Genomic DNA, 16,565 nt, shown 5'->3' with positions numbered 1-16,565 from the left:
GTCAGGGACCGACACGCCGCCATCACTTACACCACTCCCCGGGACGTTCCCGCAGCGTGAGCCGCTTCGCGAGTTCATGGAGACTATGCGTCGCGCCATCTCGCCCGTCGAATTCAGGGTGCAGAACATTTTGAGCCCAGCCGTCTCGAAGCTGGCTGCAGATATTGCGATGACAAAAGCGTTCAAGCTGCCGGAGTCCACCATGCAGGCAATCGCCAAGGCGACCCGGCTGGCTGACGCGCAGCGGGCGATAAGTCAGCACTCGATCAAGGCGTTCCTCGGCGCGCAGGCGAACCTGCAGAAACCGCTCGCAGCCATCGACAGTGACATCTTCAAATCCACGGTGTTGGCACAGCCGCACCTAAACGCGATCACCGCGGAGTTGACGAAGAACGTTGATTTTGGCTTAAGCAGCTCTTTCGCGAAGATCGCGCAGCAGTTCGCCGCGAATCAGGCGACGTGGCTCAAGAACATTGGCCCGACGCTTGAGGCAATCCAGCGGTCTTTCTACCCGTCGAATCTCCGCGGAATCGAGGGGCTGCGCTTCGAAGAGGTCGAACAAGTCGTCATGGTGGACGGCATCGCGCTCTACGGCGTGCCGCGCCCGTCCATCGCTGAGGCACTAATCCGCGCTAACGGCGCATCGAAACGACGAGAGATTCTCGGCCGTCGGTGCAAGGCCATCTCGGCGGACTGCCGCGCTGCGGTTGGGGGCTGCAGGTCGGAGGCGGTCACTTCGTACGTGTCGATCGCCATTGCTGCGCTCGATGCTCTCGATGAGGGACACACGGCTGCGGCCCAGGCTCTCACAGGGTCACTCGTGGACTCGATCGTGAACACCTACTTCGGAAAGGCAAGGTATCTGTACACGCCGAATGGTCGCACGACGACGAATGCGGCATACGACGAGTTCACCGCGCATGAGTACATCGCCTTCGCGCCCGTGTGGCAGGCGTGGCAGCAGTTCTATCCCGACAAGGGTGATCCTGTCCCGACGACATTTAGCCGCAACGGGACTGCGCACTCGGTGAGCACGAAGCAGTTCACGAGAGGCAATGCGGTTCAGGGGTTGATGATGGTCTGCGCACTGCTGGTCTTCCTTGATGAACGGGCCGTCGCGTTGCGGTTGTGATCGCGCTTCAGCTCTCCTCGAAGCCTGACTGGTCAAACTTCAGCGTCTGCGCATTCTCGGACACCGTGCGGATCTTGCCTTCATCGAAGCCGGTCGCGTCGGTTGCTTCGATTTCGATCTTCACGATGAGTTTGGTGCCGGTGTCCCGGAGGTGGGCGATGATCTCCTCCGCAACGTTCTTGAAGTCGAGAGCGATCTTGTCGGCGCTGAGGGTCTTGACTCCGTAGAAACGGGTCTTCTGGGGTGGGAACGCGATATCGACTGGTGGCTTTGGTGTCTTGTCGTCGTCCTCGGCCGGTGTGGCCTCATCATCCGGGCCTGGTGGCGTCACTTCGGTTTCGCGTTGCTCGACGGCGACGTCAGGTCGCACCAGAAGGAGCGAATCCGTCGCCGCCGGTGCGGCCCCCTTGTCGTCGGGCGTCCACAGCCCGATGTAGCGACCAGCCGCCTCGTCGAAACCTGTCGCCAGGGCGAAGGCATCGGCATGCCAGATCATCGGCATATCGACGATGCCCTCGTCCAGCACCCGCCGGTCGCGCAGCCGCGGCATGTACGGGTACTGGCTGTACAGTCGCCATAGCGCTCCGAGGGAGACGTGGCCGTCCTTCCAGATCTGGGGCACCTTGCCGATCGCGAGGCGGATGGTCGCCGCGGCCTGCCGGATCGAGAGGTCACCGTCGCTGCCGAGTCGACGCGATACCCGCTCAGCCAGGGCGGGGGACTGCCCCTCGACCTTGGTCTCGCGGATCACGAACGGTGCGCCCGGATCAGGTTGAGTGGGGACCAGCGCCCACGTGAACGTCTGCAGCAGACGCGAATTCACGGTCCCGTCGGCCTGGGTCTGCCGCTGGGTCGCCTGGTTTTTCTGATTTTGCGTCAGGTCGAGATCGGCCTCGTTGCCCAACACATGCGTCCAGCCCAGGTACTCACGCACCGCGGAGTCGAGCTCGTCGAGGCGTGCCTCGTCGGCGGCCAGGTAGGCCAGCATGTTGCGGTTGGTCCGGTTGGCGGTTCCCCGATGCTCAGTGGCTTGCTTGGCGAATTCCTTTGCCGCCGAGTCGGCTCCCCGCTTGTGAGCCACCTTCGGGTGCAGAATGACGAGACGTGCTTCGTCGGTGTCAGGGATGTCGGCGTTGGATTCCGGGCACACGTGCACGCCGGCGAAATCGCCGCGGGTCTTAGCTTGACCCAGCAAACGCCGCACGATCTCTGCCCACACATCCTCTTTGTGCAGCCGTTCGGCCTGGTCCTTGGCAGTGCGGGTGATGTTGGCCTGCAGGTCGTACCAGTACTTGCCCGAGCCAGAGTAGAAGTAGGTTGCGCGGTCGCCGAGTTGGGTGAGCGCCGAGTGGAAGTTCCCCGGCACATCGCCGGGCACGGCGGTGCCGAGGAACACGCGCTGGGTTTCCAAGCCCTTGTGCGCCGAGCCGATGGTCGGCACTGCTCCGAAAAACACGGTGCGCGCAAGACGTTTCGTCAGCGAACGTTGCCCAAACAGTGGCTTCGCCGCATCGATGCGCGCGGGTTCGGAGTTGGGGCCGTCGACGTCGGCATCGATAATCGCCTTCCAGGAGTCCTGCAGATACTGCGTGAGTTCGGAATTCACGTTCGCGGTAGCCAGCGGGATGGAGCCGGGCATGATCAGTGGTGAAGCATCTTCGCCTGTCCACAGGGCGTGGATGACCGTGCTCATCAGGCGCAGCACGCCACGTGTGCGCTGGAACCGTTCCAGTGACGACCACTCCTCGTAGAGCCGGTCGAACAGTTCGGGGTGGATCGGGTAAGTCCGCTTGATCCGGTCCTCGTACGCGGGATCTCGTGAGTCGCGGGGAAAATCGTCACTGTACTTGCGGTACATCTCGACATAGGCTCGCGCGGTCGCGCCGATCGCGGCCAGCGCCGCCGCATCGGGCTGCTTAAAAAGACGCTGCCGCACAATCTGATACGCCTCCGACGACGACGCCGGACGCCACTGATCAGCCACCCGGCGCACAACATTCTGCAGCCGCTTCAGTGCTTCCAGACCGTTTGCGCCTCCGACCTCCTCGGCGTTGCCCGCCACGATCTTGTCGCCGTCATCTCCGGTTGACGAAGCGGGAATCGAAATCACCAGCAGCACACCGGACGTGCCCTTCGCAGCCTCAGTCAGCGACTGCGCGAAGGTGAACTGATCGTCAAAAGTGCCGCCAGCCAAATCATCGCGACCAACAAGGGAGCGCGCGTAGGCCACCCACTCGTCGATCAGAATGACCGCCGGCGAGTACTTCGCCAGCAGTTCGTGGAGCGCCGGTCCGGGGTGCGTGCGATCGGCATCCGCCTTGGCGACCAACGCGAACGCCTCCGCGCCACCTAACTGCCATGCCAGCTCACCCCAGATCGTGTTAACCCGGGTGCCGTCGTCCTTGACCACGCCGGACGGGCTGAGATGGTTTCCGACGATCGCCACCCGATTTACCTTCGTGCCGGTGTAGCCGTTGGCGGTCAGCAGGTCCTGGGTCTCCTGAGGAAATTTGCCGACGGGAAGCCCACATCCGATATGCCACAGCGCCAGCATCGAGTGAGTCTTGCCACCACCGAAGTTGGTCTGCAGGTTGATGACCGGCGGCGCGTTGTCATCGCCGGAGAGCCGCCGCACGGCGCGACCGATCAAGTCGATCAAACCCTCGGTCAGATACGTCCGTTTGAAGAACTCGACGGGGTCGGCGTAGTCGGCGTCCTGCTCGCCGCCGAACGCCACCTTGTACAGGTCGGCGGCGAACTCGGATGCGGCGAAGTTGCCGGTTGCGACGTCGTCGTGGGGAGGCAGGACTTCACGCCACGGCTTGAGGCCGGAGGATTCTGGGTTGTCGACGGCGGCTTTGAGGACCTTCTTGTCGTCCTTGTGGGCCGTCACCCGCCGCAGGTTCAACCGAATGCTGCGGACTTCGTCGGCCACGGAGGCTGCGCCGACGAGCTTCAGCAGCCGCTCCCCGGTGTCCAGGGCGCGGTAGGCGTCGTCGTCGGAGAACGTGCTGCCGTGGTGGGCCCAGGTGTTGCGCACCTCCCGCAGCTCGATCGCATACGACTTGCCCGCTTTACCCAGCGCTTCGTCGAACGGATACCAGCCTTTCCGGTACCCGCCCGTGATGTTGGCCTCGGTGAGCATGCGGAACTGGACCTGGGGGTCGAGTGGTTCGTAAGTCTTAGTCGCCGGCACGCCATTCTTGACGTCCTTACCCTGGACTAGTTTCGTCCACTCCGCCCCCAGCGATGGATTCCCTTGGCCGACAATCGATGCAATGAAGTCGTCGAGAACTGGCGCCATCGCGACGAACATTCGGTCGATGCGTTCGCGGTTGCTCAGTGCCATGTCTACATTCCGCCTTCCGCGAGCACTTCGTCGTCGAGTTCGTCGTCCGGGTCTTCGGGTTCGGCCTCGAATGCGTCCGCGTTCTCGATTCCTCCACTGGCTGCTTCGCGAGCCACCTGCTTGCCCATCGCTTGTTCGATGAGGTGGGACAGTGCTTCCCGCCGCGCCGCGAAAAATGAATCGAAATCGTCAGCGCGAAGCGCAGATACGTCGATCTGGTGGTTGGCGACAATTTGGTCGAGCTCGTCAGCGGGGATACCGACGGTTGACTCAAGGCCCTTGATGTAGTGAGACGGCGCGTTGCCGCTCAACCGGATGTTGGTCTTCTTGGCCATTGGGGTCTTGTTCACGATGCTTTCGCGACGGTCGTCGTCGATGCCGTTCTTCGCGCACCAGGCCTTAGGGAATATGTGATGGATATCGACCTGCATTGCAAGGAACGCGGCCTTGTCGAATGGCTGGTTGAACATCCAATCGCGGGTGTCCTTGGCCATGAGCAACGCGTACACGCCCTTGTAGGCGGCCGAGTTTCGAGTTCGCATGGAATGGAGTCGCGACTCAAAGAAGTTGGCATCCTCGACTGTCTTCGGTTGTGGCACAGATGAATCGTCGACTGCGGCCCACTTCGGTACCTGCTCGACGTCCCTGGCGAATCGACTCTCGATCGCTCCGCCGTACAGTTCCCCAAGGACACCGCACCAGAACCATTGCTGAAGCTTCCGGTGGACGCCGTGAACATCAGCGTCGTTGCCGAGGATGACCTTGATGGCGGTCAGCGGCACCAGTTGCTTGGGGTAAGGAAGATCGCCCGCAACGTGGATGTGCAGAGAATCCAGGAAACCCGCGGACCAGACAAGTGCTTCACGGACAAGCGGCGCCCACTTCAGATAGTCGGACAGCTTGAGATTGAGGATGTCTTCCTTGCGCGCGGTCGTCGCGCCAGGGCCGTGTAACGACGCGAGCAGGCTGACGGTTTGGAGGAAATCTGTGTTCTCCAGCCCAGCTAGGACGGAATAAGCTTTGAGACTCTCTTTCGTGCCCGTCCAGTCGTCGTTGAGCCTGAAGTCGTCGCCATGAGCGTTGTAGTAGTCGATATCGCCGGCATAGGTGGCGGTCAACAACTCGAACACGTTCAATGGCAAGCCGCCGATGTTGACCTTTTCGAAGACGGTCGCCACAGCAGCTTTGCTGGTGGAGTCGTCCAACACTATCGCTGGAATCGAATATGAGCCTGCAGGGTTGAGCACTTCGGCGATCATCTGCGGCATCACAGCGATGTCGCTCAGCTTCGATAGCCATGTGGTGGCCGCGTAGGGGTCGTACAGCAGTCGGAGTGGGAAATAGCCGTGTTTGCGTTCCAGGTCTTCATTCGAAAGGTTCAGATCGATGTCTTTGCCGAAGTTGCTGCGCACAACGCCATCGCCTGGGATTGACCGGACTGCCTCGTCAATGCTTTCGTCCCCTTCGAGGGCCTTGGCTATTTCGAGGTAGTACCGGCGTTCGAGGAACTTGCCGCGCGCGTCCTTGGTGGCGACGATTCCGGTGCCGGTAAGCGCCTGTGTCAGGGAGGTGAGCCGCTGCTGACCGTCGAGGAGCAGCCACTCCAGTGCGTCTGTGTCCACTTTGACGCCCTCAATCGGGCGTGGCTTGAACCGCACGTTGGTGTTGTCGGCCTCCAGCATCATCACGACGCCAAGCGGATGGCCCCGCAGGATGGTGACGAGCAGTTGGCGTATCCGTTCGTCTTCCCACTTGTAGCCGCGCTGAAAATCGGGAAGTTGGACCTTGCCGCTCGTTGTCCAGATGAGGAGATTCTTCAATTCATACTTTGGTGTCTGAAAGCCCATCTAGTCGTCCTCTGTATAGTCGAATGAAGCCTGCGCTCCAGAAGACTTCGTCTCCGATTGTGCGGCGTCGAGAATCTCCGGCCAGCTCGTCACGAGGTTGTTGAAACTCAACGCGTCCTTGGTCCACCCATTGCCCTCGGCGATACGGAAAAGCAGATGCGCAAGCTCCTTGACGAGGTCGGCCTCGATTGCTCGGTCCTCACGGCTCAGAGCCGACCGCAGGAACTCGCCGGCGGCCGCGATGCCATCCTGCTCAAGGATTCGGATCAGGTGATGCAGGCCTTCCCAGCTGCTGGTGTGCCGATCGGCGACGACGTCGTAGTCCGCGTCAAGGTCTGACGGCTTGATCAATGCGACGTTCCCTGCGCGCGACATCAGGATGCCGTCGCGATCCATGGTGTCGACGCTAGTGTTCCGGGCACGCGCAAGGTTGTCGGCATCGCCGAATTTTCCTGTGCTGTAGCCGTGTTGACGGTACCAAGCGATCGCGAAGCGAGATGTCGAGTCGAAGTCGCCCTCCTGCTCGTTGAGTACCAGGTCGAGGATTTCGTTGATTCGGGCAAGTGCCGAGCGCACCGTCATAGTTGTGCCGTCTGGCTCAAGCACAGCAGCGAATCGACTGAACACGCCCATCCCTGGGCCAATTGCTGCCTGCGGAAGATCGACGGGTGCGATCTGTCCCTGTTCGAGCTTGCGAAGCGCGTCAGGTAACTCCGACTCAAGGACACCGATGAATCCCCGCCTGTCGGTTGTGCCTGCATCTGCATCCCGCGGACGGAGAGACAAAACGATAGAAGAAGCTAGTGCGTTGGTACCGCTAGCGATCATCCGGTTACCGAGTTCCGAACGGTTCGGCCACGTCGACGTGATCTCCCAGCCGCTCTTGATCATTCCGTCAAGTAAGGTCTCCCAGCCGGTCGAGGCATCGCCATCATCGTCAGATTCGGTCTGCTTGAATGCGTACCACACGGTGATTGGGTAATCTGACTTCGCGGATTCCCGCGCGCGTGCAAACACGGAGCGGAATCCAGCCTCGAAGAACTGGCGTGCGCCATCTTTGCCGTTGTGGCGGTATGGGTTAGCTACCAGCTCTGCGCTCTTTGGCACAAGCATGGTTGAGAACAGCCCTGGATATACCGATCGAAGGGATCGTCGTAGCCAGACGTAGAAGAAGTCAGACAGGTCCGAGTAGCCGATGTTGTCGTAATAGGGCGGATCTGTGGCGAGCACTAGGCCGGTATATGTCGCAGTTGTAGCGTCGGTCTGGTCGGCTATCGCGGGCGGACCCATTGGGGTTGCCTCCAGCGCCTTTGTCATTCCCGCAATGCTGGTGACCAATCCACCAGCGCTTCGTAACGACAGTGGATAAGTTTCGGCGTAATCCCATGCCATCGGGATTGCTTGTCTGGCGAACAGGGCGATTGCTTGGTCCATCGACGGCTTCCATCGAGCTATCGAATTGTTCATGTCGGCCAACTTGCTGACCGCCAGCCCCAGATACGTCGCGACGGCGTCGGCGTATTCGGGTGAGCCGCCGTCGGTGAGGATGCGTTCGCGCGCGTCGGCTATCAGGTCGCTGAACGTCGTGAGCGCGACGAGCTGGCGGTTGGTGAAGAGGTCGGCCCACTTGGTCATGCCGTAATTGGGTGTCTTGAAATCCCTAGGATTCTTCGGCAATTCGCCCATTGGGACGTCCTCGGGGCGGTTAACATCGCCGGCAGCCTCATGTGTAGCGCTCGGCTCGATATAGACCCGTTGGCGATTGCCCTCTGCGACTATTGCCATCAATTGCGTGTTCATCCGACCGGCTTGTCCCTCGGCACGTATGTAGTTGAGCGGAACCGCGGATTTGCATGCGACGCAATGCGCTCCCGTGCGGCCGACTGTTCCATCTTCGGTCGCAGGCGCCCGCTTCGCGTCGTGTCCGATCTCGAACCGGACTCGCTGACCAGATGGGTGTGATGAATCGGCTACGACCCGCGGAACGACATATGCCTCTTTCCCCTTTTTCTTGCCGAGCCACCAACTACGCACCAGCGGCATCGCGATCCCGCATGCTGGGTTTGGACAGGTCACGGTGCGAGCCCAGATCCAGGCAATGACAGTCGCTTTCGATCCATCGGGCAACGTGGCTTTTGGATATAGGTGGCCGATTCGCTTCTCGGCCTCGTCACGCATCCAGGCCCCGTAGGCGCGAACGTCGGCCGCGAGCCCTTCGGCGCCCTTCCAGTTACGGATTTCCGACTCCGCGAGGCCTGGGAAGACTGGCGGTGCGTCCCGGAACTTCGGCGGGATCTCGATCAGCGCCTTGTTGATCAGCACCGCGACGGGATTCAGGTCCGAGGCGTGCGCTTCGAGCCCGAGTCGCTGCGCTTCCAGCGGGATGGTACCGCCGCCGGCGAACGGGTCGAAGATGGGCGGTGGGTTGCCGTTGGTCGATTTGAGAATCTCGGCGTGCGCCTCGGCGAGGAGTTTCTCGTCGCGGACGTTCTCCCACACCACAAGCCGTTCGATCAGCGCGTGGAGGCGATCGCGTTCCTTACGTTGTAGCTCCTCGGTGGGGAATTCGTCCGGACGCGACGACGGGTCGTCGACCAGCTGGGCGAAGAGTACGGCCCGCGCGGCGGCGAGCGGTCGTCGCGCCCACCACAGGTGGAGGGTCGATGAGTGGCCGTGCCGAATCGACTTCTCCCGTGCGGATTCTCGGTTGATCGCCTCCAGCGGAAGCGCGACCTCGATCAGTTTGCGTTTGCGGACAGGTTTGGCCGCCATGTCCTGATCTGTCATCAGTACGGATTCACTCCTTTTGCCCACATCTTCGCCCAGTCACCTCGGATACCGGTCGAGTCGAAATCACCGAGTTCGGTTGTCGCGAACGGATTATCGAGATACCGCACCTCGTCGTGCTGTGGCCCGCGCGGGTCGACCGTCACCAAGGCGAGCCGGTAGCGTGGCACCGCGTTCTTGCCGACCATCACTTCGTTGTGGGTGACGAAAAAGTCCTTCGCGCCGTCGATACGCGCCTTGACCTCGATGCGGTAGGTGTCACCGTTCGGCGCAAACGACAGGATGTCGAATCCCTTGTTGTTGTAGGCCTGTTCCACCGGTGTGCGGCCGAGTACTTGCTCGCGCGCGAGCACCAGGTCCACGCCGCGGCGTTCGACATCCTTGGTTTCCTTCGCGTGTATCGGTGCAGACGGCGGCAGATCGGCTTCGAGCATCCTGATCGGCAGGACGAGCGCCGCGGTGAGGATGCGCGGTGGCTTGGTCGACATCAGTGTCTGTTGGTCGACCGTTTCCAACCGTCTGCGCAGTCGTGCGTCGAGGTCGACGGCCTTGCGGTTGAGGCTCTCGGCGGACTCCTTCGGCTTCTCGCCGGCTTGCTCCTTCTCGGCCGCAACCGCAGCGTCAAGAAGCAGTCGGTCGCGTTCGTGCTCAAGGCGTTTGGTCACCAGCTCGCGGGTCTTCGCCAGTTCGGCGGCACGCCGGGGCTGCACCTCGGCAAGGTATTCCGGCAGCTGGTTAGCTATAATCCAGCTGATGGCCCTGTCCTCAGCCTCGGCCAGCCACGGCAGTTGGCGGGCCGAAGCAACCGCAGGCACATCGGGGGCGGCCACGCAGTCAAGGTAAGGCGCCGGGCCGGCGGGGCTCACGGTTCCGAAGCTGTCGACGTAGGCGTACCCGAAGCGGCGCGACACCGTGGCGCCGGTGGCGTCGGCAACCTCCTCGACGACACCCACAAGAAGGTGCGGTTCTTCGAGCGTGGAGGACACCAACACGGTGCCGCTGTTGAGTACACCGCCGTGGCGGCGGATGGCCTCGTCCATCACGGCGTCGTGCAGCGGGTGACCCGGTGCCAGTAGGTCGGCGCGGGCCAACCCGTCGGGCTGGACCTGGCTGAGGTCGAAGGTGATGCGGTCGTATTTGGTGGCGATCGGCCCGAACTTGCCGGCCCGAATCGCTGCCGGGACGTTGGCGATTTCGTAGCGGCCTTGTTCCCGCTTGGCGATGCGCCCGCCCAGCCGGGTGAACGCCGCCTTGAAGGCCAACTCGATGTAATGCGGCTGCAGGCGCCGGGCCCGGGCCTCGTCCATCGCGGCACGCAGTTTCACCAGGTCGGCTTCGGCGAGATGCTCGGCGGCCAGGGAGCGCTCTTCGAGCAGCTCTTTCAGGCCCTCGGAGACTTGGGCGTCGATAACCTCGTGCATCTTGGCTTTCACTTCGGGCTGGTCACCGTAGCGGATGGCTTCCAACAGCAGGTCGCGCAGTGAGGTCTCGGTGAACGCTTCGCCGAGCACATCGAACACCTTGCCGCCGTAGGCTTTTCGCTGTTCTTCGACCTTGATCAGCAGCCGGACGAAAACGTCACCTTCGCGGGTGTTGCTGGCCACCAGGTTCCACAGTCGGCACACTTCTTCTTGGCCGATGCGGTGGATGCGGCCGAAGCGCTGCTCGATGCGGTTGGGGTTCCACGGCAGGTCGTAGTTGACCATCAGGTGCGCGGCCTGCAGGTTCAGACCCTCGCCGGCGGCGTCAGTGGCCAGCAGGATTTGGCAGCCGCGGTTCTTGGTGAATTCCTCGGTGATCACCCGGCGTTCCAGTCGGCGTACACCGCCGTGAATGGCCTTGACAGCATCCGGCTTGCCCAGCAGCGAGCGGATCCTGGCGGTCAGGTAGTCCAGGGTGTCGCGGTGCTCGGTGAAAATGATGAACTTGCGCGGCACCCCATCATTGTCGGTGGTCAGCGCATTGTCCTGCAGGATCGTGCTCAGCTCGGTCCACTTGCGGTCGGTGCCCGAATCGCGGACCTGCTTGGCGACCTTCGTTAGGTCGGCGAGTTCCAGCAGTTCGGCGTCGAGTTCCTCAACTGTCTGGGCTGCGGTGGCAGCGTCGAGCAGCTCTTCCTCGATGTCCTCGATTTCCTCGGCGTTGTACTCGTCGGCATCCAGCGCACTGAGGTCAATGCTGGGCTCCTTCTCGACGTAGGTGCCGTTGAGGATCTCCTGCTTCTTACGTTCCAGCCGCTCGGTGCGTCGGACCAGGCTGCGGTAGATGGCCTCGGGGCTGGACGCCAACCGACGTTGCAGCACGGTCAGGGCGAACCCGACCGTGTTCTTGCGCTTGCCGCCAATCTTGTCGGCGCGGTTCATGCCCTCGCGTACGTAGGCGGTGACCTGTTCGTAGAGGTCGTACTCCAGCGCGGTCAGCTCGTAGGGCACGGTCTCCGCGATGCGCTCCGGAAAGAGCTTCTTGCCCTCGAACGTGAGCAGCTCTTCCTTCACCATGCGGCGCATGATGCCGCTGGTGTCGGCAGTCTTCTTGTGCTTGCCCTCGAAGCGGTCGCGGTCCAGCAAGGTCAGGAAGAGTTGGAAGTCCTCCTCCTTGCCGGAGTGGGGCGTGGCCGTCATCAACAGCAAGTGGCGGGTGATCGAGCCCAGCAGTTCGCCGAGTAGAAAGCGCTTGGTCTTTTCCAGCTTGGCGCCGAAGTAGTGCGCCCCCATGCGGTGGGCCTCGTCGACGATCACCAGGTCCCACTCGGTGTCCTTGAGCTGTTTTTGCAGCTCCTCGTTGCGGGACAGCTGATCCATGCGGGCGATCAGCAGCGGGTTGGTCTCGAATACGTTGAGGTTCACGTTGGCGTCAATCAGCTGATTGGTCAGCAGGTCGAACCGCAACCCGAACTTGAAGAACAACTCGTCCTGCCACTGCTCGACCAGGCCGCCCGGCGCGACGATGAGGCATTGCTTGACGTCGTCGCGGAGGATGAGCTCCTTGATGTAGAGACCGGCCATGATCGTCTTGCCGGCGCCCGGGTCGTCGGCGAGCAGGAACCGCAGCGGCGTGCGGGGGAGCAGCTCTCCGTACACCGCGCGGATCTGGTGGGGGAGCGGGCGGACGTCGCTGGTGGCCACGGCCAGCATCGGGTCGAACAAGCCGGCCAACTGGATGCGCTGGGCCTCGGCGACCAGCTTGAAGTCGGCTGCCGGGGCGTCGAAGGCTCGGGAGCCGGACTGGGCGACGCTGAGCTTCGCTTCGTCCGTGCGGAAGAGAACCTGTTGTCCGAGCGCGCCTGCGGCCGTCTTGTAGGTGAGCTCGAGCGCGTCCGTGCCATGCCACTGTGCAGCGACGACGGTGACCACCGCGGCGGGGATCAACCCGTCGACACGCAGCCCCGGCTTGAACTCCTCAAGCAGCACGTTGGCCTCCCATGTCGACAGCCAGACAACGGTAGTCGAAGGGGCCGACAGGGACGATGCCGTTGGCCGGATTAAGGATTTGCTCGTTGACACGTCCCGAGTTCTGCCTATAGGAGGGTGTCCATCTCCACGATGCCGCCGAAGCCGAGTTCGTCGAGCGCGCGGATCACTTCGCTCGACGGGATGCCGCGATAAAAGGGTGCGGCGTTCGGTCCGGTGCCGGTCGATGGTGCTTCCGCAGAGTCCTCGACCACGAGACCGATCACGCGGCCATCCTGCGCAACGATCGGACCGCCACTGTTGCCCGGCCGCGCGATGGCCGAGTACAGGAAGATCTTCTGGCGGTCGGGGATGGTCGTGGTGGCCGGGTTGACCACCTCGCCGCGCTGCACCGTGATCGCCATCTCCGCAGTCATCGGCACCCGCGGGTAACCGAACACGTAGACCTCATCAGCCCAGTCGGGATCACGGAACGCCAGGCCGCCAAGCCGCGGGATGTACTTGCCCTCGGGCATCTCGAATTTGATCACCGCGACGTCGAGCGTGGGGTGTGGATGAGCGGTGGCCGAGAAGTTCACCAGCTCGGCTTCAACGTGGTTGCGTGCCGGGTAGACGGACAGACCTGAGCTGGTGCCCGCGAGTCCGGTCACGACATGTTTGTTGGTGATGACGTGATTGTGGTCGACGACGAGGCCGGTACCCCAGCTGTCGACCGGGTTACCGTCGTTGTCGTGACCGGCGAGTTGAACGGTCACGGCGTTGTAGCTCGGGATGATGAGCTCGGCACCGAAGACGTCGGACAGCCACAGGTTGCCGCCGCGCTGTCCCTGCGATATCGCGCCCTGCGAGATGTACTGCTGGCCCATGATTGGCAATCGCGGGTTCCAGCCGAGTGGCAGCAGAAGCCCGGCGCGTTCCATCGAGCTGAGGATGCGGTGGAGTGTGACAGCCTCGCCTGCGGCGGGCAGGCCGAGGGTGTGCAGGTACTTGGAGAAGTCGGCGACCGACCACGGCTCGAAGGGCACGGTCTTGGGCGGGCCGCTATCCGGGTCAGCCGGCGGTGGTGGTGGTTCGGGTTTGCCGATCGCCGCCGCAACTTCCGGGTTGTGGACCAGCCCGAAAAATTGGTGGGCGCACATCGCCACGTTCACACGCCACGCAGGAGTGCCCGGCTTTAGGTCAGCAGGTGTGAGCTGACGCGGCGACGTGGATTTATCGTCGCCACTGCCAACCTCTGTCATAGTCCATCGACGCTAGCGGTGGTGGGGACGGTCACCGTGATCCGACATGCCGAGTCCGTGTTCGCTTCGAACAGACAGGGCAGGGTAGCGGGGCAGCTGTGAGGGTGTCAGCGGCCTTCGGCACGAGCTCGGGCGGCGTCGCGGATTGCGATGAGGAACGGTGCGTCTTCTTTTTGGACCGAGGGCGCCAGTTGGTCGTAGGGGCGGACTGACTCGTGGTCCGGTTCGGTGCGAGACATCCACGCCGACCAGGCGTCGTGCACATCGGATGCCTGCGTGCCTTCGCCCTTGGCGCGCATGAGCACGGCGTAGAGGATGAATAGGTCATCAGCGTCCTCGGGTACGCCGGTGCCAGTGGGCAGGCAGCTTCGGATCAGTTCAGCGTCGGCGTCGAGGTAGCTCATGCCAGCAGTCTGCCGACCAGCAGGACGATGTACAGCAGTCCGAAGACGATTGGCACAATGCGCTCGACGCCACCCAATTCGCGGAAGGCCTTGCCGAGCCGCGCGCGGCGGGTGGTCTCCTCGTCGTCGGGCATCAGCTCCGTCCACTCGTCGGTGTATGGCTTGACGGGAAGGTGCTCGTCCTCGATCTTGTTGATCACCGCGAACTTGGCCGAGTTGAGTCTGCGGTAGGCACGGAGAAGGAGCCACCAGCACACGGACACGGCGACACCGGCCACGCACACCGCGATGAACCGCAGCGTGGAATCCGGCTGCGTGGTAGACAACCCGACCACCGCGACCAGGGTGGTGTTGACGGTGAGAAAGAAGGCATTGGCCAACGCTCGCCGGGCTGAGACACGGTCCGCCATCTCGACGGCCAGCTTGTAGATGTCCAGGACCCGCGGGTCGGGCAGTGCTTCAGCTGGCTCACTCATCGCGCGCCGTTCACAAGCTTCTTGAGGTTCTCCCAGGTCCAGTCGTACATCTTGTCGGTCGCCTTCGCCGTCGTCGGACGGGTCGAGCCTTCCTTGTATCCGGCGAGGAGGAAGTAGTCCACGCCCTCCGCCTGGGCGATGCCGAGCTCAACGCCAACACCCGTTGCAAGGTGGGTGTACTTGCCGCACAGGACGATCACCAACCGGCTCGCACGGATGCGGCGCCGGGCCTCTTCACGCCATGTCGGAGAGGCCGTCTTGATGGACCAGTCGTGCACCTCGAACGGCGAGTCGGGATTCTTCGACTGGCCGATCAGCAGGTCCTTCAACCGTGCGTCGTTGTCGTAGTCGAAGCTGATGAAGGCTCGTTGCACCACGCTGTGCTCCCCTTGGCTGGAAGTCCTCCCGGCATAGCGGCCGGCTCACAGCAAAACACTGCCAGAGGCCACCGACAAGTTGCGGGCGTGTCATTACTGCCTGCATCGCGGCTGCACCCATGCCGAGCAGGTCGACGGTTAGTTTCGGTCGTGGTGCCGCCGACGATGCCGACGAGATGTCTCAGCGAATAGGTCGTCGGTCGTCCCGCGACAGGGCGGGAGGCTAGCGCAAAGGAGACAGACACGGTCATCGAGCCCCCGGACCGTCACACGCGCGACGACCAGTTCGGTGATATCGGGAGCAGCTTCCGGCTGGACGTGCTGATGATCCGTCGGTCCTGCTGCCGTAGCGGCAGAACCACCCGCCGCGGGGGAGAACTGTCGGTGGCTGCTCCTGGCTCCCACATGTCCTCATCGGGCAGGCTCGGCCCGGACAAATCGATGTCGACGCCGAGGATCTTGCCAGCGTCGTCCTTCTTCGCCAGCTCGTGCGTCGTCGTGCGCACGGGGTGCCCCGCCTCGAAGACGGGGCCGTGCATGGCATCGCGCACCGCGCGGGTGGAGATGATGGACACCTCGCCGGCTTGCCCTGTGTATCGGCGCCGTGCGACGTTCCACAGCGACGACACCGCCTGCTGAATCAGGAAAGACACTTCGATGTCCTGGTCAGGGAGAGTCAGGGTCATCGACACGAACCACTCCGTTCCGCCCTTCGCGCCGGGGGACCGGGGCTTGTGCAGGTACGCGAACTGCGAACCTGCTAGCAGTCGAACCGGATCACCGCCGGGTGGTGTCAACGCCATCTGGGTGCTCTCATCGGTCTGCACGATCGTCAGGCCGTGCTTGGCGGAGTTGTACAGAAACGACTCGGAGAGCACCGTTTCGGCGGCGAACTCCAGCAGTAGCTGCAGCGCGGACACCGAATCTTCGAACTCGTCTGCCCCGACCTCGATGGCCGCGACGGTCGGGTCCGCGCCACCAAGGAAGACGACGGCGACGGTGTCACGGTCGAAGCCGCTCTTGAGCCCGGCGAAGACCTTCTCCTTGAACTCGACGAAGCTGACCGACGCGGCCATGCCCAGCCACGGACAGTCCTGCTTCTCAGCGTGGGCGAAGAACAGCCGCAGCAACGTCTCGCAGCCGTGGTGGAGGACCAGGACGCACTCGGTGCGTACGTAACGATCGCGTGCCTCCTTCGACGGCACCGGCGTCATGCTGCGGCGGGTCACGCCGATGACCCGCTCGGAAGCGTACGCAGGGGCCAGCGCCTCGTCCGGTGCAAGCATCAACGTCACGGCTTCGATCTTGGTGAGCAGGTACTCGCTCGGGTCGTCCTCGTAGAAGGTTGCGTTGAGTTCGGAGAACAGCTCGTGCGCTAGACGGGGGCCAGCCGGGCCCTTGGACTTCGCCTTGCGGGCTCGATTGCGCTTGTTCGCCATCAGCGAAGCGTAGGGGTGGGGACCGACGCTCTCCGACTCATGTGAAGCCACCGTCGTCCCATCCCCTCGCCAGGACGCGGATCGTGACGTCGTTGGCCGCCGC

The 16,565-nt window shown here is 62.8% G+C and carries 10 protein-coding genes; 1 reads left to right on the top strand and 9 read right to left on the bottom strand.

The annotated features are described in order from the left end of the window. Positions 1-1,132: hypothetical protein (locus MELE44368_RS18390; RefSeq protein WP_206613803.1), on the top strand; the 1,132-nt coding region annotated here is incomplete at its 5' end. 7 nt (positions 1,133-1,139) lie between these two features. Here the strand turns inward: MELE44368_RS18390 and MELE44368_RS18385 are convergent. The 9 genes from MELE44368_RS18385 to MELE44368_RS18345 all read right to left on the bottom strand — a co-directional run bounded on the left by MELE44368_RS18385 (position 1,140) and on the right by MELE44368_RS18345 (position 16,462). Further along, positions 1,140-4,481 carry a DUF499 family protein gene (locus MELE44368_RS18385; protein WP_206613802.1) on the bottom strand — a complete coding sequence of 1,114 codons (3,342 nt, stop codon included), beginning with the start codon at positions 4,479-4,481 and terminating at the stop codon, positions 1,140-1,142. 2 nt (positions 4,482-4,483) lie between these two features. Beyond that, positions 4,484-6,328 carry a DUF262 domain-containing protein gene (locus MELE44368_RS18380; protein WP_128109811.1) on the bottom strand — a complete coding sequence of 615 codons (1,845 nt, stop codon included), beginning with the start codon at positions 6,326-6,328 and terminating at the stop codon, positions 4,484-4,486. After that, the gene (locus MELE44368_RS18375; protein WP_241566678.1) at positions 6,329-9,115 is read right to left on the bottom strand and encodes a DUF1156 domain-containing protein; all 2,787 of its coding nucleotides are present in this window, start codon (positions 9,113-9,115) and stop codon (positions 6,329-6,331) included. After that, on the bottom strand, positions 9,115-12,525 hold the full coding sequence (locus MELE44368_RS18370) for a DUF8742 domain-containing protein (protein WP_128109810.1): 3,411 nt from the start codon (positions 12,523-12,525) through the stop codon (positions 9,115-9,117). Before MELE44368_RS18370 ends, MELE44368_RS18375 begins: the two co-directional genes overlap by 1 nt. A gap of 107 nt (positions 12,526-12,632) precedes the next feature. After that, positions 12,633-13,664, bottom strand: coding sequence for a S1 family peptidase (locus MELE44368_RS18365; protein WP_128109813.1), 1,032 nt, complete (start codon positions 13,662-13,664; stop codon positions 12,633-12,635). Positions 13,665-13,873: 209 nt separating this feature from the next. After that, positions 13,874-14,170 carry a DUF7701 domain-containing protein gene (locus MELE44368_RS18360; RefSeq protein ID WP_128109809.1) on the bottom strand — a complete coding sequence of 99 codons (297 nt, stop codon included), beginning with the start codon at positions 14,168-14,170 and terminating at the stop codon, positions 13,874-13,876. Continuing rightward, complete coding sequence (locus tag MELE44368_RS18355; RefSeq protein ID WP_128109808.1) at positions 14,167-14,646, bottom strand: RipA family octameric membrane protein; 480 nt, start codon at positions 14,644-14,646, stop codon at positions 14,167-14,169. The genes MELE44368_RS18360 and MELE44368_RS18355 overlap by 4 nt, the downstream gene beginning before the upstream one ends. Continuing rightward, complete coding sequence (locus MELE44368_RS18350) at positions 14,643-15,023, bottom strand: TIR domain-containing protein (protein ID WP_128109807.1); 381 nt, start codon at positions 15,021-15,023, stop codon at positions 14,643-14,645. The genes MELE44368_RS18355 and MELE44368_RS18350 overlap by 4 nt, the downstream gene beginning before the upstream one ends. A 266-nt stretch (positions 15,024-15,289) precedes the next feature. Further along, positions 15,290-16,462 (bottom strand): hypothetical protein, encoded by a 1,173-nt coding sequence (locus MELE44368_RS18345; RefSeq protein WP_128109806.1) that lies wholly within the window; start codon positions 16,460-16,462, stop codon positions 15,290-15,292. Positions 16,463-16,565 lie beyond the last annotated feature (103 nt).

The organism is Mycolicibacterium elephantis DSM 44368, assembly GCF_004014805.1.
Lineage (GTDB): Bacteria > Actinomycetota > Actinomycetes > Mycobacteriales > Mycobacteriaceae > Mycobacterium > Mycobacterium elephantis.
Note: the sequence above shows the minus strand (reverse complement) of the source record. Positions and strands in the feature narration are given on the sequence as shown.